This window comes from Enterobacter sp. WCHEn045836 (assembly GCF_003965585.1).
In the GTDB taxonomy this organism is placed as follows: domain Bacteria; phylum Pseudomonadota; class Gammaproteobacteria; order Enterobacterales; family Enterobacteriaceae; genus Enterobacter; species Enterobacter dissolvens.
Genome location: NZ_RXPT01000022.1, coordinates 18003 through 34705, shown reverse-complemented (window position 1 = coordinate 34705; position 16703 = coordinate 18003). Strand labels below are relative to the sequence as shown.

Here is a 16703-nt window from a genome sequence, read left to right as displayed (position 1 = left end):
GCCATCCTTTTTAAGAAAACCTGTAATCTCTTTTATCGTTCAGAATATGTTTTAAGGGTTTTATTTCCCAGTCAAGAATGGCATAGCCAAACTCTATAATTTCATAGGGAGGGCTCAACATAGCGATATCCAGATCATCATCAAATCTGGAACCGGGGACTTTGGCAAGATATTTATCTTGGTATAATAAATTATTGAGTCGAAAGCTACCCCGACTATTTTTATGAATCCGCCAGTGTTGTTCTTGTCTTTTATAATCGACTGGTTCAAGCCCTACAGACTGTAAAGTATAATCTGGCTGTAGAGTCGTTAAGCAATGACCTTTGCCTACTTTACCATATGCCCTGACGAAATATGTTTTTGTATCCATTCGTTGTTCTAAAAACCATACCTGTGATTCAAATGACTGACGCGGGTGCTCCAGCGCAAGTGTCATTTCCTCGACAACATCAACGTGATGAGAAAGTACATTTTTTTCTACCGAATAGCTATTACATATTCTTATCATGACGGGCTCATTCAAAACCAGATTACTCATACCATCACCTTATCATTAGAAGAATGCCTGTTTAATGCCATCAATAACAAACTGGGCTCCCACACAAAACTGAACAAATCCAATAAGGCACGATAAAATAGCAATGCGCGTGGCCCCCAGAACCGGAAAGATACGATTAGCAAAGCTCAATCCCAGCCAAAGCAGAAAACTTATCGTGACAAACGATGCAATGATTGCAATATCTTTGACTCTTCCACCTTCATATCCTGCTTCAGATAAAAAAGAATCAAATCCGATGATCATGGATATCACACCGGGTCCAGCAGTACCAGGTAATGCAATAGGCATAAAGGCGATATTGCTTCCCTGGAAAGAATACGATGCCCCACGACCATTTGAAGGAGGAAAAAGTAATCCAAACCCAGCGACGATCAATAATACCCCTCCAGCTATTTTTATTCCGCTAATGCTGACACCAATGTTTTCCATAATAAATGTTCCGCTCAACCACACAGCAAGCATGATTAAGAAACTGTATATAGATGATTTGATTGCCACATCCTTTCTGCACTTAAGGGGCAATCTTTCGGAAAATCCCATAAACAGAGCCATACCCGTCAGAGGATGAGCAATAGGAAGTAACATTACCAGGCACATTATGAGTACTTCATAAAAATCGATTAACAATTTTCCTCCTTGGATAAAAAAACAATGCTTCCCAAGCACATACCTTGCCAGACAAAAGTTAAACAAACCCTCATTCAATACTCCGTATTATTTTATAAATATCTAACCGCTCTCACGTTTATGATATTATCTCAACAGACCTGTCGTCACATCAGAGGATACTTTACGAGTTAGAGTAATAACGATTTTTCAGGGTAAGGTAAGGTAAGGTAAACGTTACCCCGGGAGGAGAGCCACTTTGACTTCATACCATGGTCTTCACAGCATACAGTGAATGAATCCGTATCGATCAATGTCAGGGCTTCGTGCCAGTTAAAAATGTTGTGATTATTGCATCCTCATTTTGTTCTTATGCGTTTTTGTAACAAGAAAGAAAACCAGTTCATGGCTATAGGTACCTGAATCTGGAACGCCGAAAACCAATAAACTCGCTTGCCCCATCCAGACTGCACACTGTTTTGATACGAAAAAAAATGGCTTCAGGAAAACAATATTCTCTTGAAACTCAGAGACGCGCCTTCGGTCCGTAGGTAGCCAAGTTTTCCAGATTTTAAGATTAGTATTTGTGTGGTAACAGCATTAACAACAAGAAAAACAAACGAGCCGAACGCGACTGAGCTGGAAGCAAGCCTCGGCTCAACCGGCTCTGCATATCAAGGCTGGTGTTCATACAAAATCCTTACACATTGACTAATAACGAATTAACAATAGTTATTAGGCAAGCAGGGATTTCAGAGGGCGTTTGGGGATCGCCTGGAACATCCACAAAGTTTGTTCGGAACTCAGCGCGTACGTCGCCCGCACGTCTGAGCCCCAAGCCTACAAAGCAGTCAGCATGAAGAGTTTGTTCAAAGCGTAGGAATGCTCGCATTGAGGTGTTATACATTGCCGACCAAGTGGAACAACGGTGGATCGTGCTCATTCAGTGGTTCGTCACTGTCGTGCTGATAGTCATTGATGGGAGTTGTAGACAGCATTTGGTTTTGCCATACGCGAACTGCTCAGTACAGCAACTGCCATGATAATAGGCACGATTATTGAAATGGCTTCACGGCTGATAAACACAGCCAACGACACCTGATGATACATGGTAACCACGTGCGTAATGTATCCGCTATACCGGCCTAATTTCGATATCTGGACTGGAATTTGGTTTTGTTGGAACACTTCAATGCTTCAAGGGACCTACTTCTGTTCCGGTGTGGACAGAAAAAATAGCTGTGTCCGGATAATTATTCCGATGGTGTAAAAAACTCAATCGGATCAATCCAGAGGAAGCAAGAAAAGAAGCAATGATGATTTACGATGTATTTGGCAGGAAAATAAGGGTTCAGCGTGAAGACGAGCACTGACTGGTGTACAGGCTCGTTCTAACAGAGCGAAAATCATCCTAACTGTATGACGTCATTACTCTGATGATCTCAGCGAAGCCGCACCACCGCATGGTTGGATGATATTTTTCACGAAGCTGCCACCGCACACCATCCTGAAGTTAGGCGGACTCAATAAGCAGCAACTGTGACCGCTATCAACCTATATGGCTTGCATCTGTCAGTGCCCCGTCTCTCCACCATCCGTGTTAACAGCCAAAAGGCTGTTATGTCTTCTTAACAACTTTTGAGCTGTAACTTGATAAAACAGCCCTTAGGGTGTACTTGTATAAATACAGCTTAGAGGGTGTCTAAAACCATTTATAGAGGCCAACTTATTATGAAAAATACTTATCCGGTAAGAACACTCAACCAGTTGCGTCCGCTGCTTCTTGGCTTTCGCAAAGTGAAAGGGCTTACGCAAAAAGACGTCTCTGAACGATTAGGTGTAACCCAACAGACTTATGCTCGCCTGGAAGCCAATCCTGCCAGTGCAAGTATTGAACGCCTGTTCAAAGTTTTGACGGTGCTGGGGGTGGAAATCAGCCTTTCCCCGATGACTGGTTCATCAGAGACGATGCAGCAAGGCAAAAACCATTCTTTAGCAAATTTACCCGCCAGACGTGAGAAATGGTGACGATGTGGCCAGGAGACCTTAACGTTTAGCGATATAGATAAACGGCTGCCAAGCAGGATTCCGGGAAGAGTATAGACGATTATTAGTTACTACAGGACATGTAGATTAGGCCCCTTATTTTCCGCACGTTTTCCCGCATATGTTTCTGCTGTAAGGTCTCGTTGCCTTGCTCATCAGTGATGACATCAATATTGCATTTACTCTGACCCAGAACGTAGTGATGTGATGGACATGTCTACACATATTTCGTGAATTATCCTTTCATTACGTCAGCCTATAATAGCAGTGGTGGATTTGAATTTCAGATACAAAATAAAAAATCAGAATTAACATTGAATTAATATGGTAGATGCTGGGCTTCTACCAAAACTTTATAATAATGATTATTTGTATATACAAAAAAACCGGACACATCTTACAGCTATCTCTCCTTGGGGACTCGCTACATCTGGCATAAGCACAGGAAATCACTATAGCATGCGGATACTAAGCCTTAATGGCGAAGGTGGCTGCCCCCGGTAGACACTCCTGTCTATAAACAGGCTTTATCGATGAGCTAAGAGAAAGGGATTCTGGAAAACATTGGTGTGGAATTATTTTAAATTTCTTTTTTCTTTAAACTCTGGAAAAGTCGTTAGCATGAGTCTAACTCAACACTGACACCACCTTCCAGAATTTCTACATTGTAATGGTGTGGTAGTAATTCTGAACGATGCGATAATGCCGGACGGCGTTACGCCATTTTTTCCAGGATCGTTTTTTTGACGTCGCGGACAAATGCCTCAATCTGAGGCATTTTTTCTGCCCAATCCACGGTGACCAACCCGAGATACTCTGCACGCGCCTCCGCCAGCAGTTTCGCATGGGCTTCGGGCAGTTGCGGCAGCAGCCAGGCTGCCGCCTCGTCTTTGGAGGCGATCTGACCGGTTTCAACGCTATACCCGATACGCGCCAGCGTCAGAAGGATATGCCTCTCGTCACCCTCCAGATCGTCGGCCCTGTTCCACAGCGCGAGGGTCTGGCGAAACGTATGCTGCAGATCGCGTTCAGGAACCGCCTCAAACAGCGTGCTGGCCGCTTCTCCCCGCAGGGGGAGGCTGTTCTGACGCGCTTTGGTCAGTAAAATCGCCAGATCGGGGTCGGGCTGCGCCGGTTCGTATTCACCGTTTGCAATCTCGTCCCGTAGCCACTCCCCAAACTGCAGTTCCCGCATGGGCGGAAATTGCCATGGCACAATCTGCGACCAGACAACCACCGTCACCTCCAGCGCCCGGTAAATTTCCGACGTCCCGGGCCAGGCCGAAATGGCCAGCAGCTTCTGCATTAAGGTATGCCGTTGTTCATCCCGCAGCGGCGAACGCACCGTGACCAGCAGATCAATATCGCTCAGCGGTTTCAGACCACCGTCCATCGCCGAACCGTATAAATGAATCGCCATCAACTCGCGCCCGAGAATGCTTTCGATAAGGGCGCAGGCGGTCTGGATCTGTTTTTGTGCACAGGGGAGCACGTTCATCTTACCTCTTCGTCTGAGGACAACTGCTGATTAAACCGGGTCATCTCTTCCAGCACGCGCCCGACGAGGGTCTCAATCTCCTGCCAGGTTCGTTCGTCGTGACAGGCTGTTTCCAGGGCTTCACAGGCTTGCTGCAACGCTGTCATGTTCATCATGCGCGCGCCGCCGTTGATACGGTGCGCCATACGCCCCACCTTATCGCGATTTTTCTGTGCGAGCCACTGCGTCAGCTGGCTGGCATCCTGGCGGTTAACCTCCACCATTTCGGCCTGCAGCGCCCGCGTAGCATCACTCACAAGATCAGGTTTTGCGCTGCCGACGGCAAAATAACGATCCAGCAGCGTCTGCAGTTTCTCCGCCGTCAGTGGTTTTTCCAGATATTCATTCATACCGGCAGCGATACAGCGCTCTGCCGCTTCGGCACCGCTGATCGCCGTCAGGCCAAAGATCGGGACAGGCGGCAGGCCGGAAAGCTGCTCGGTATGGCGGATCTGCTGTGCCAGCTCATAGCCGTCCATCTCCGGCATGGTACAGTCGGTGATAATCACATCGTAGCGGTCAGGATGTTGCTGCCACATCGACAGCGCCTCCGCCCCCTGTGTCGCCAGCGACACCCGGTGTCCCCAGGACTCCAGCCGCTGCTGCAGCGCCCGGCGTGCTGGCGGATAGTCGTCCACGCCAAGAATATGCAGGCTGCGCATCTGTTCGACCGGCGCAGGGGTCAATACTTTGCTGGCCGCTGGCACGGCGTTAAAGTGAAGGCTCACCACGCAGCCCTCATGCGGTTCACTGTCGATACGCACCTGCGCACCCGCGGCCTGCGCCATATACAGACAGGCCGGCAAACTGAATCCGGTGTCGGTCCACTCTGATTTCAGCGTCACGTGATGCGCACGTCCGGCAATCTCCTCCAGCATCTCCCCATCTATGCCCTCGCCCTGATCGCATACCTCGATGACCAGCGGAATGGCCGTGGCATTTGGATCTCTGCTGCCCTCGTACACCTCAACGTCAATCTCCTGGCAATTTGCATGCTTAATGGCGTTACGCAGCAGACTGGAGAGAATACGAATAATCAGCAGCGGATCGGTGGTAAAGCGCTCGGTAGAAAGCTCGATCAGTACATTCAGGGTGATGCCTTTCGCTTCTGCCTGTTGCCGGTAAAGCGCCACGGTACTGTGGATTAACTGCGGCAGATGCGTGTTCCGCGTCGTTCCGTTCAGCTGCGGGTTATCGGCGCGGAAGACATCGAACATATCGCCGATAAGCGAAAGCAGATTGAGGGAAGATTCCCAAATCAGATTCAGGTTTTCATTATGCTCATGCCGCGCATCCAGCGCCTGAAGCTCCATCTCCAGCAGGCCGGTGATCACGCTGAGCGGCGTACGCACTTCATGCCCCATCGTCTGCATAAACGCGTTTTTGCTGCCTATCGCCTGCTCCAGATTACTTTTGGTCTCCGAGAGCTGAGCAATCAGTTGCTCTTTCTCGGTGACATCCAGCCAGCCGCCAATCAGACCGCCAATCTCCCCCTGACTGTCGTGCCACGGCACCACCCAGCCCTGCAGGTAGCGTGTCTGATCGTTGATCGTAAAGCTGTCAGACCAGTTCTGCGGTTGACCATCCTGCAGCGCCTGCTGGTATTTTGCGTCCAGGTTCGCCAGCACCGTGGGTTCAGCTATGTCGATCGCCGTTACTGGCTGCCCCTGGAAGGCATCGCCCGGCTGACCGATGGCATCCGCCCAGGCCTGGTTGTAGCGCAGCAGATGGCCGTTGCGATCGCGAACGTAGAGCGCCACGGGCGAGGCGTCGATCAGCGCCTGGGTAAAACGTAACTGCTCGGTAAGCTGGTGCTGCAGGACGTTGCCACGGCGCAGCGCGGCGCGCAGATACTGTATCCACAGCCAGCACCCGGTCACCACCAGCAGAAGCAACACGCCCCACACCAGGGAATTGAGTAATGAACTTTGGGCCCAGGTTTCGCTATTGTCGATGGCCGCTTGTCGCCAGTCTCCCGCCAGCTGCATCAATCCCTGCGGTTGCATATCCGCCAGCGCTTTATTGAGGATATTAATCGGCTGGCTGGTGTCGGTCTGCGCGGCAATAACCACATCAATGGGAGGCACGGGTACCGTCACTGCCAGATGAAAACGGGTGGGATGGTGGCGCGTCACCAGATAGTTGGCGATAAACTGCGGCGCAATTACCCCGCGCACATCGCCTTTTTTGAGCCGTGCGAGCGCGTCGTCCATGTCCGTCAACGACACCAGCTTGATCGTGGGATACCAGGTTTCCAGCCATGGGAGCAGCGGGTCGTCGGCCATAATTGCCAGCTTTTCGCCCTTCAGCTGGGAAAAATCGTCCGGTCGTTTGATCTCCTGATCCATCACCACCACAGTGGGCGTAGTAAGCAACGGCGGGGTCATCGCCACGGAGGCGGCTGTTTTTTGCGATACGTCAGCCAGTTGTCTGAGCACCAGCGCATCCGGGTTGTCCCGCTTTAGCGCGTTAAGTTCGGCGTCGCTATTAGCGGTCAATATTGTGAAGTGAATATCATACTGCTCGCTGAACTGGTTGAGCAGGTCAACCACCAGACCCGCTGGCGATCCCTCCTCCAGAAACGACAGCGGACGCTGGCGGCTGTCCAGGATCACCTGAATCTGGCTGTGCTCCCGCAGCCAGTTCTCTTCCTCCTGATCCAGCGCCAGCGGATTGGTGGTGATCACGAAGCTCCGGTTAAGCCCCCAACTGGTGGTGATACGCAAACGGCTGGCTAACGGGATATGTTTAAACACCGTGTCGATGGCTTCCGCCAGCTGCGGCAACTGGCGATCCACACCAAAGCTCATGTTCAGATTGGGCAGCGCCGGACTGTAACGCCAGCGTAGCCCCTGAGCCTGATGATACTGGGTGAAGTACTCCGCGCTGGCCCGGTTAATCCACAGCGCGTCTATCTGCTTAAACGCCAGCGCGCTGACGGCCGAAGGATACCAGGACTGGAAGCGGAGCGTGCTGCCGGGATAGTAACGCCGCAGGGCCGGACTGGCGTTGGTATCAGCCATCAGACCTAACGTTTTTGGGCTCTCTTCGGGCGCGTCGTCGGCCCGCTCGCGGGAGGTCATTAAGACCGCCTTATCCAGCAGCCATGGCGGTGTGGTCACCAGATCGGGGTTTGGCCACAGCTCCGGGTTCCACATCGCCACCATCTGAATTTCATGGCGACGCAGCGCCTGGAACGCATCACGACTCTGGCTGTAATAGTGGAGTTTAACGTTGATCTTCAGGCTATCTTCCAGCAGCGCCAGATAATCGGCCGCAATCCCGTTGAAAATCCCGTGCCCCATCCCTTCGCTGAGAGGCGGATGCGGCTGCCCCCAGACGCCCACATGAAGCGTCTGATTGTTATTCAGCCATTGCTGAACATCATCGCTGAACTGGACATGCGGCGCATTGACCTGTACGCGGCGCTGCAGGGTCAGTTCCTGGGCCTGAATCTGCCCGATACTGCAAAGCAGCAAAAAAAGGCTAATTAACCGGGCAGTGATAAAACGCATCGTTTGAGTCGTTCCCTGAAAGATGAGAGCTGGAAATAGGCAGACGGGTGCAGCCTTAATTTTAGCAACCGCGCGTCGTTCTGCATTGTCTGGATACCCGTCATAATGTGCGGGAATTTTAGCAATAGGCGGGTCAGCCCGGACTAAGGTCGGTCTTGTTTTTAAAAAATTAACGCCCGGGCCCGAATATAAGACCGGACTTGTTGCGAGTCTGTTTTCCCCCGGTAAAAATGCCCGGGAGTTGCTATATATAAACAGGTTAATCCGTGATGAGTAAAATGATAGATGACCGCAGCAATAATAACGCTGACGCCAGAACGGATGAGGCAATTAACGGTCAATTTCCGGCGCTGGTGGAGATCACGCCCGGAGATATTCTGATCCAGGGAGAGGAGAACCTTTTTCCTGACCACAGCAGTAAGCAACTGCTGATCAAAGGAACACCGGAGGAGCAGTTCAATCTTTCCGACCTGTTACCGGCAGATGCCGACCCAGGAGAGTGGATGAAAGCGAGAGGCTCCGTCACCCTGGACGGCGTGCAGTATGAGGTTTATCACCATCCGGGGACGGAAACAGAGCTGCTGGTACAGACAGGGGTGCAGGTCACGCAGCTCGCGTAATCGTCATCCAAAGGTAAACCCACAACATAATTGAAGGATTTATGATGAGGCGTTCAATTCTGGCTCTGACTCTTGCAACACCCATTTCCTTTTCTGCCCTCGCAGATTCCGGAGAGGCTCTGTTTACCCCGGAAAAAGTCAGCAGTGAAATAGGTCTGGGCAGCCTGAGCGGCAAGACAAAAGAACGGGTTTACGAGCCGGACTCCGGCGGCCATAAAAACAGCCAGCTCAACTGGAAATACAATAATGCGGCCATAATTAAAGGCTCCATTGACTGGGATCTTCTGCCATGGGTATCGCTCGGCGCTTCAGGCTGGACTACCCTCGCCAGCCGCGGCGGTTATATGGATGATACGGACTGGCAGGACCTCGATCAGGATGCCTGGACCGATCAGAGTAAACACCCTGACACCCGCCTGAACTACGCAAACGAATTTGATGTAAATATCAAGGGATGGCTGCTAAACGAACCCGCTTATCGGATCGGGGTGATGGCCGGATATCAGGAGAGCCGCTATAGCTTTAAGGCCTCCGGTGGTTCCTACCACTATACCGATGAGGATACGGGATTACCTGACATCGGTGATTTTCCGGCCGGGGTGACCGTCATCGGTTACAAACAGCGTTATAAAATGCCGTACATTGGCCTTGTCGGTCATTACCGTTACGAACGTTTTGAGTTTGGTGGCAGCTTTAAATACAGCGGGTGGGTACGCTCGTCAGATAATGATGAACATTATCTGACCGATACCACCTTCAGATCGAAGGTTAAAAACCAGAACTATTACTCAATTGCCGGGAACGCCGGTTATTACGTGACGCCCAATGCCAAAGTCTACATTGAGGGAACCTGGAACCGCACCACCAACAAAAAAGGCAGCTTGTCCGCCTATGATTACAGCACCGGCGAAACACAGCGTGCAGACAATAGCAGTGGTATTGAAAACTGGAATGTCATGACCACCGTCGGCCTGAAGTACCTTTTCTAACCACACCGTGCCGGGCGCGTTACCCGGCTCAGACGCCATTATCCCGGATAACCTCAACCTGCACCTCGCCTGCGCGAAAACCGTCGGCGAGGAAGAATGGGATGGGCAATCGCCATTGTCCATCACGCACCACCGCCGTATAGCGATAGCGCTCTCCCTTAATGCGTAATGCGACAGCCTGCTTTTCACCGCCGGCTTTCTCGCTCGGCCCCGCCAGTACGGTAAACCCGGCGTTGCTGCCCACGTGGAAGTGCTCAGTCTGCCAGCGAACAGGCGGATGTGCAGGCCAGGGTTGAGCATGGTGAAACGCGAAGATCTCATCATGATTCAGAATGCTCTGCCGCACCGTGGGCCAGAGCGCCACCTTGAGGAAATACTGGTCGGTGAAACGGGCGCTCCCCCGGTAGTTCGCCACAAACTGACGCATCATGCCTTCCACGTTCGGGATCGTGCCGCCACAGCCGCCCCACATCCCGGCCAGCAACAGTTCGGTATGGGTGAAGTAGTCGCGCATATGGTGGAAATAAAACGGCGAGCGCAGCCAGGCTTCCACGCAAACCTGCTCCCGTTCAGAGAGCAGGGAGTCCGCGTCACGCACTAAAAAACGCTCGACCTGCGGGTCATCCATCACCAGAAAACGCCACAGCGTTGGGTAGATGTGCTTTTCCTGGCTCATATCCACCAGCGCGGCCCCCGCCTGCGTCAGCCGCTGCCAGACGTGCTGCGGCACGGAGTCATCCAGATACACGCGACAGCGCCAGGCCGGAAACAGCTCTGCGGCGGCCTCAATGTTTTTAATTAAGGTTTCGCAGTAGCGCGGCTGATCGCCGTACAAACTGAACGCGATGATGTTCTTTTCCGGGCAATCTACCCGGAAAGGTGGCGGTGGCGTCTGGGGCAGTGGCCAGACGGTACCCTGACGAAAACGCCGGTCAGAGAGGGTTAATGACTCCAGACCACAGGCGCGCATTTCATCCGTTTTGCCCATATGACCGCACAATTCCGCCAGGCCATCGAGCCAGGTTTCTGACGCTTCATGACGGCGCGGCGACTGATAAATTTTGCGATAGACCTTATACGCCTTCTCATGTTTCCCCTCACGCATCAGGCTCAGGGCGTAATCGCTCTGCACCGACATATTATGCGGCAGAACAGCCAGCGCTTTTTCGCAGCAGCGGGACGCCGTTGCATAGTCCGCCACGGCCATTGCATGACGGTACTGTTCCGCCAGCGCAGTAAATGTCTGACGCATTGCTTCGTGTTTTGCAGCAGAGGAATGAGGATGAAAGGATCGGCGCATCGTCCAGGCTCAATAATTTAATAAACGTGCGTATTATTTTCCCGGTCGCCGGTCACGTTAGCGACAAGACCGGTCTTGATGTGCCCGGCAATCCGTAATGGCGTAACATGTAAGGAGCAAAAAGCAGGCAGAAATGCGGGCTTATATTAGTATTGAGAGGATCGCGTAGAAATAATACTGTTCCTGACCTGACATTGCGCTTTTCGTTATTAACGACTACCAGAATAATAACCAAGCCTTGTCTTATAACAATACATTTACCGTTTAATCAGAATATCACTATCAGTATCTTATTCTCAGGAGCGTTATAAAAGTTATGCGCCACTACCTTTGCCGTTTTTTGCTTCTGGTTTTATTTTTATTCGTGATGCCCGCGGCACACAGCGAAGAATATAAGATTCTGATGCGCACCCCGATTGAGGGCATGAATCGTCTGCCGCTTACCGAAGAGCAGGCAACGCTGCTAAAGCATGTACAACATTTGACGGTGGGCATCACACGCTATGACGCGCCCCCTTTCGGTATGCGCAATATGCGCCATGAATATGAGGGGCTGAGCGCCGACTATCTCGGCCTGGTGTCCTGGCAGCTTAATCTGCCGGTGCAGGTTAAAATGTACGACTCGCAGGAAGAGCTGTGGCAGGCGCTGGCGCGCGGTGATATCGATCTTATCCCCTCGGTCTCCGCCTTTGACGCCAACGACGCCTTTGTCTTCTCAACGCCCTATGCCAGCGATAAACCGGTGCTGGGGGCGAACGACCGGGATACCCAGCCTCTCGCCGACGATCTGGCGAATACCGACGTCGCGATGGTCCGGGACTACCTGCCTCTGGCACAGGTGAAAGCGGCCTATCCCAACGCGCGCTTTCGCCTGTTTGACAGCTATCAGGAAGCGCTGAGCGCCGTGGCCTTTGGGCATTCACGCGCCTATCTGGGAAACAGCTATTCGCTGAGCCGAAACTATTTAAACAATATTCATATCGAGCGCTTCTCGCGGCTGCCCAACCGTGAGGTGGGGTTCGCCCTGAGCCAGAATAACCCGCAGCTCAACCAGTTGATTAACGCCACCATCCGCGCGGTACCCGAAGAGGAAAAGCTGGATCTCTATCGCCGCTGGCAGCCCGATCGGGTCGATATTGCGCAGGGAACCAAGTCGCTGGTCTTTACCGACCAGGAGAAAGCGTGGATCGCCCACCATCCGGTGGTGAACGTACTCATCTACAGCCAGGATAATGCCGCGCCGGTCTCCTTTATCGACAACAAGGGGATGCTGCGCGGGGTGGTGGCGGATCTCTTCTCCGTGGTGTCGCTGCGCACCGGCTTGCGCTTTAGCTTTGAGACCGGCAATACCACCGATGATTTGATAGCCCAGGTCAACCACGGGCAGGCTGACATGCTCGCGTCAGTGACGCCGAGCGAGGCGCGCAAGGGTCAGCTCCTCTTCACGCGGCCCTACTTACGCAGCGCGTTTGCCCTTGCGACATCCACCTCACGTAACGACATTAACACGCTGGCCGACCTGCGCGGCAAACGCCTGGCGCTGGTGAAAAACATCGGCGTGGAACAACAGGTGCGCGAGCGATACCCGGAGATCAAGATTGTCCACGTGGGCAATGAATCGCAGCTGCTCGCCAGCATCACCAACGGCGATGCCGACGCGGCAATCGGCATTCTGGTGATGACGGATTACCAGATCTACACCAACTTTCAGGATAAGCTGAAGGTGGTTTCGATTGTTGGCGACTCCCCCGCCTGGATCTCCTTTGGCGTTGGCCTGGCAAGCCCTGAGCTGCAAAGCATTCTGGATAAAGTCCTGCTGAGTATCTCACCCATTGAGATGGAAAATCTGGCAAACCGCTGGCGGCCCAATGAGCTGGTGGTGGTCGACAGCTTCTGGTATCGCTATCGCGAAGTGCTGATTGCCACGGGTGTCTTCAGCGCCGTTCTGGTGCTGTTAGCGCTGGGATGGGCGCTCTATTTACGTCGACAGATTGTGCGCAAAGCAGCGCTGCGCAGGCAACTGAACGAGCAACTCACCCAGCTGCGCGAGATGCTCACCGAACGTGAGTCGTTGCTGGCGGAGCTGAGCGAGGCGAAAGATCGCGCCGAAGACTCTAACCGGGCAAAATCGGTGTTCCTGTCAACCATGAGCCATGAGATCCGCACCCCGATGAACGCCATTATCGGCATGCTGGACATCGTCCTGAAAAAAGGGCGCAAGGGCGAGCACGATCTTCAGGCGCTGGAAGTCGCCTACGACTCGGCAGAGGGTCTGGTGGGGTTGATTGGCGATATCCTGGATATCTCCCGTATCGAGGGCGGGCATCTCGATTTCAACCCGGAACCCGTGCAGTTTGGCAAACTCATCGACAACATGATGCGGGTGTTCCAGGGGGTGGCGATTGAAAAGAATATCCAGTTGAATAAAGTCTTCCCGACGGACGCGCTGTACGAGGTCTACGCCGACCCGCTGCGTATTAAGCAGGTGCTCTCCAACCTGCTGAGCAACGCCATTAAATTTACCGACCGCGGCAGCGTGACCCTGACTTTATCGCAACGCGAGGAGCCCGGCACCGATAACGTGATGTTTGTTATCGAGGTGCAGGACAGCGGTGTGGGTATTGATGCCAGCCAGCAGGCCGCGCTCTTTAAGCCGTTCAGCCAGGCGGACAATCGTCGGGCGGGCACCGGCCTTGGGCTATATATCAGCCGAACCATCTGTGAAAGCATGAATGGCACGCTCACGCTGGCCAGCGAAAAGCATGTTGGCACCACCGTCAGGGCCACCTTCTCCCTGCCTAAAGTCACCCGTGCCGTTACGCCGCCTGCCCGGCGTGATGAGGAAGAGGAAACGTTACCGGCGCTTAACGTGCTGGTGGTGGATGACAATCCCGCAAACCGGATCCTGCTGGCCAAACAGCTTGCCTGGCTGGGGCAGCACGCGCATCTGGCTTCCGGTGGCGATGAGGCACTTAAAATCTGGACCGACACCGCGTTTGATGTGGTGATCACCGACTGCAATATGCCGGGCATCAACGGTTATCAGCTAACGGGAATGATGCGTAACGCTGAGCGTGAGCAGGGTCGGGCACCGACATGGATTATTGGTTTTACCGCCAATGCGATGCATGAGATTAAGGAACGGTGTGTGCAGGCGGGCATGAACGATTGTCTGTTTAAGCCGTGCTCGATTAGCGACCTGGCGACGGCGCTGCGTAACAGTACTTCTTGCCGGGTGGCGCTGCGCTGACCCGGCCTACAATCGACAATAATATCAATTAATTGCACGATTTATTGTAGGCCCGTGCAAGCGTAGCGCCGCCGGGCAATACTCACAGCAGTTGGTCGTGCCAGAGGAACAGCTCCGGGTCGGTCTTCACGCCCAGCTTTTTCATTGCGGATTTCTTCTGGCCGCTAACCGTTTTACGGCTCCGGCTGAACTTCTCAGAAATTTGCAGCACCGACATACCGGAAAGGAAAAGGCGTAACACCTCCAGTTCCCGCGCAGAGAGCTGATCCAGACGGCCAATGCCGTCAATAACATGCTGCTCATCTTCAGCGTCACCGGGTGCAGACGGCTCGGAGATAAGATAAAACTCCTTCTCCATGCTTTCGGAAAGGCAGATATGCCCTGCCGCCACGCGGCGCACCGCCTCCACCACTTCCGAGGCATCACGACTTTTACCGATATGCCCGCGCACACCGGCCTTCAGGGCCATACGGACAATGGCGGTATTTTCCAGCGTCGATGAGATCAAAATTTTCAGCCAGGGAAAATTGCTCATCAGCTGCTTAATCATCGGTAATCCGTCGATGTCTTCATCCCCGAGTAAATAGTCGAGGATCAGCACATCAATCCGGTTGGTACGTAAAAAATTAATCAGGTCGATACGGCTGGCAAAACTGCCCTTCAGTTCGAAATCCGGCTCCTGGCTGAAAATAATCTCCAGCCCTTTGCGGACAATCGGATGATCGTCGAGTAAGGCGATATAAATTTTCTTTCCTGAATAGTGATTCATCTGCACTCTCTTTCTGTGCCTGCTGTGTGGATCATTATAAAAATGGCTGATTAGGGCTTTCTCAGCCACTGCAATAATGTTCCCGCACTGGCATAACTACGAAAAATAGCAGCGTAAGCGTCAAAGCGGTTGGTCGCTTCCGCAACCTGGTTACCGTAATAATCACTTTCTGCACTCAGCACATCCAGCAGGGTTCGTCTGCCAAGGTGGTACCACTGATCGAAGAAATCATGGCGAATGCGATCGGATTCAAACGCTAAGTCATGATACAACTCAGCACGCTCCAGCATGCTGCGGGCATCCTGATCGGCCGCCCGTACGCGGTTATCCAGATCGCGTAACTGTTTTTCAATGGTTTCTCTGCTGGCGTCCGCACGACGCGCGGCAGAGAGTGCAGCGGCTCGCTGAGAACCGCCGCGGAAAATCGGCCAGCTCACGTTCACGCCCGTCTCCCAGGACTGTTCACGTCCGAGCTCGTCGCGCCCGGTGCTTTTACCCACATTCCAGGTCACCGTCGGGTAAGAGGCAGAGCGCGCGGCATCCGCATCCGCCAGCGCCGACGCGGTCTCCGCCTGAGCCTGGCGAATCGTCGGATGCGTGTCGATGGCTGAAAGCTGTGTCGTCAGTTCACCCGGTTTCAGGTTCCAGGTCGTCGCCGCAGGCAGGGGCACTTTTTTGTCCCCCAGCAGGCGGTTAAGGGTAATTTCAGTCTCACGCGCACGTGAGACGGCCGTGTCCAGCGACGATTGCGCCTGGAGCAGCCGCCCCCGGGCCTGAGTCAGCTCGCTGCGACGGCCCTGATCAACCTTCACAATCCCGTCCAGCATCTCAACCAGCTCGTTCATCCGCGCCACATACTTTTGGCTCAGACTGATAATCTGGCGCTGCTTGCTCAGTTCGACGAGCGCGCTGCTGACCTGCCAGGCGATATCTTCCGCCTGGGCATCGACGTTATTTTTCGCCGCGTCATGCAGGGCTTCACGGCTTTTAATGGTGTTACTGGTGCGGCCAAAATCGAGCAGTGTGGTCGCCATATTCACGGTGACCGCCGGTCGGCTGTCGCTGTAGCGACGCTCACCACCACCAAACTGATAACTTTTGGAACGGGTACCGACATCAATTTGCGGCCAGCGCTGACCTTTCGCTTCGTCAACATTCGCTTCTGCCGCTTCAGTATTATAATTCGCGCCACGCACTTCGGGGCTGATACTCAGCGCGGTATTCACCGCATCATTAAACAGGGCGCGAATTTCCCTTTCGCTGGGTACGTGGGCCGTATTATCACGTTTCGGCGCGGCGGCCACGTGTGTCACCGGCGCCTGCTCCACTAACGGCGCAGCGGGTGCGGGCGGTGTGGAGGCCATCACCATGCGAGATTTTACCACAGGGTCTACAGGCGCAAAGGCTAATAAGCCGTCACTGTTTGCTGCACTTTTAGCCGATGCCAGGCAAGCCGCGGCCGTCAACAGCGCCGCCAGACGGCGCTGCATAAAAATAGAGTTACTTTTCATA

General features: G+C 53.1%; 11 protein-coding genes. 4 read left to right on the top strand and 7 right to left on the bottom strand.

What is annotated here, in order from left to right; translation table 11 throughout:
* Nucleotides 1-10: 10 nt before the first annotated feature.
* Nucleotides 11-538 (bottom strand): hypothetical protein, encoded by a 528-nt coding sequence (locus tag EKN38_RS22260; RefSeq protein ID WP_126522716.1) that lies wholly within the window; start codon nucleotides 536-538, stop codon nucleotides 11-13.
* A gap of 15 nt (nucleotides 539-553) precedes the next feature.
* Complete coding sequence (locus EKN38_RS22255; RefSeq protein ID WP_126522713.1) at nucleotides 554-1186, bottom strand: MarC family protein; 633 nt, start codon at nucleotides 1184-1186, stop codon at nucleotides 554-556.
* Between the two features lie 1710 nt (nucleotides 1187-2896).
* Between EKN38_RS22255 and EKN38_RS22235 the strand changes: the two genes are divergently transcribed.
* Nucleotides 2897-3193 (top strand): helix-turn-helix domain-containing protein, encoded by a 297-nt coding sequence (locus EKN38_RS22235; RefSeq protein WP_126522710.1) that lies wholly within the window; start codon nucleotides 2897-2899, stop codon nucleotides 3191-3193.
* 733 nt (nucleotides 3194-3926) lie between these two features.
* Here the strand turns inward: EKN38_RS22235 and EKN38_RS22230 are convergent.
* Together EKN38_RS22230 and EKN38_RS22225 are read right to left on the bottom strand one after the other, a co-directional pair.
* Nucleotides 3927-4709, bottom strand: coding sequence for an aminoglycoside adenylyltransferase family protein (locus EKN38_RS22230; protein WP_014833644.1), 783 nt, complete (start codon nucleotides 4707-4709; stop codon nucleotides 3927-3929).
* Nucleotides 4706-8263: a response regulator gene (locus EKN38_RS22225; RefSeq protein ID WP_126522708.1), complete on the bottom strand. Its 3558-nt coding sequence runs from the start codon at nucleotides 8261-8263 to the stop codon at nucleotides 4706-4708. Before EKN38_RS22225 ends, EKN38_RS22230 begins: the two co-directional genes overlap by 4 nt.
* 269 nt (nucleotides 8264-8532) lie before the next feature.
* On the opposite strand from EKN38_RS22225, the gene EKN38_RS22220 reads away from it, so the two are divergent.
* Together EKN38_RS22220 and EKN38_RS22215 are read left to right on the top strand one after the other, a co-directional pair.
* On the top strand, nucleotides 8533-8883 hold the full coding sequence (locus tag EKN38_RS22220; RefSeq protein WP_014833646.1) for a hypothetical protein: 351 nt from the start codon (nucleotides 8533-8535) through the stop codon (nucleotides 8881-8883).
* 44 nt (nucleotides 8884-8927) lie between these two features.
* Nucleotides 8928-9872 (top strand): omptin family outer membrane protease, encoded by a 945-nt coding sequence (locus EKN38_RS22215; protein WP_014833647.1) that lies wholly within the window; start codon nucleotides 8928-8930, stop codon nucleotides 9870-9872.
* Between the two features lie 28 nt (nucleotides 9873-9900).
* Here the strand turns inward: EKN38_RS22215 and EKN38_RS22210 are convergent, their stop codons facing one another.
* A complete protein-coding gene (locus tag EKN38_RS22210) occupies nucleotides 9901-11124 on the bottom strand; it encodes a tetratricopeptide repeat protein (protein ID WP_014833648.1) in 1224 nt (407 codons plus the stop codon).
* Nucleotides 11125-11575: 451 nt separating this feature from the next.
* Between EKN38_RS22210 and EKN38_RS22205 the strand changes: the two genes are divergently transcribed.
* Nucleotides 11576-14422 carry a transporter substrate-binding domain-containing protein gene (locus EKN38_RS22205; protein WP_238540747.1) on the top strand — a complete coding sequence of 949 codons (2847 nt, stop codon included), beginning with the start codon at nucleotides 11576-11578 and terminating at the stop codon, nucleotides 14420-14422.
* Between the two features lie 82 nt (nucleotides 14423-14504).
* Here EKN38_RS22205 and EKN38_RS22200 read toward each other — a convergent pair whose 3' ends face one another.
* Together EKN38_RS22200 and EKN38_RS22195 are read right to left on the bottom strand one after the other, a co-directional pair.
* On the bottom strand, nucleotides 14505-15191 hold the full coding sequence (locus EKN38_RS22200; RefSeq protein WP_014833650.1) for a response regulator transcription factor: 687 nt from the start codon (nucleotides 15189-15191) through the stop codon (nucleotides 14505-14507).
* 50 nt (nucleotides 15192-15241) lie between these two features.
* Complete coding sequence (locus tag EKN38_RS22195; RefSeq protein WP_014833651.1) at nucleotides 15242-16702, bottom strand: TolC family protein; 1461 nt, start codon at nucleotides 16700-16702, stop codon at nucleotides 15242-15244.
* Nucleotide 16703 lies beyond the last annotated feature (1 nt).

What these genes read in the sequence shown, in the direction of transcription:
- EKN38_RS22260 (WP_126522716.1), bottom strand. Translation starts at nt 538, where the DNA reads ATGAGTAATCTGGTTTTGAATGAGCCCGTCATGATAAGAATATGTAAT.
- EKN38_RS22205 (WP_238540747.1), top strand. Translation starts at nt 11,576, where the DNA reads ATGCGCACCCCGATTGAGGGCATGAATCGTCTGCCGCTTACCGAAGAG.
- EKN38_RS22225 (WP_126522708.1), bottom strand. Translation starts at nt 8,263, where the DNA reads ATGCGTTTTATCACTGCCCGGTTAATTAGCCTTTTTTTGCTGCTTTGC.
- EKN38_RS22215 (WP_014833647.1), top strand. Translation starts at nt 8,928, where the DNA reads ATGAGGCGTTCAATTCTGGCTCTGACTCTTGCAACACCCATTTCCTTT.
- EKN38_RS22195 (WP_014833651.1), bottom strand. Translation starts at nt 16,702, where the DNA reads ATGAAAAGTAACTCTATTTTTATGCAGCGCCGTCTGGCGGCGCTGTTG.
- EKN38_RS22220 (WP_014833646.1), top strand. Translation starts at nt 8,533, where the DNA reads ATGAGTAAAATGATAGATGACCGCAGCAATAATAACGCTGACGCCAGA.
- EKN38_RS22235 (WP_126522710.1), top strand. Translation starts at nt 2,897, where the DNA reads ATGAAAAATACTTATCCGGTAAGAACACTCAACCAGTTGCGTCCGCTG.
- EKN38_RS22210 (WP_014833648.1), bottom strand. Translation starts at nt 11,124, where the DNA reads ATGCGTCAGACATTTACTGCGCTGGCGGAACAGTACCGTCATGCAATG.
- EKN38_RS22230 (WP_014833644.1), bottom strand. Translation starts at nt 4,709, where the DNA reads ATGAACGTGCTCCCCTGTGCACAAAAACAGATCCAGACCGCCTGCGCC.
- EKN38_RS22200 (WP_014833650.1), bottom strand. Translation starts at nt 15,191, where the DNA reads ATGAATCACTATTCAGGAAAGAAAATTTATATCGCCTTACTCGACGAT.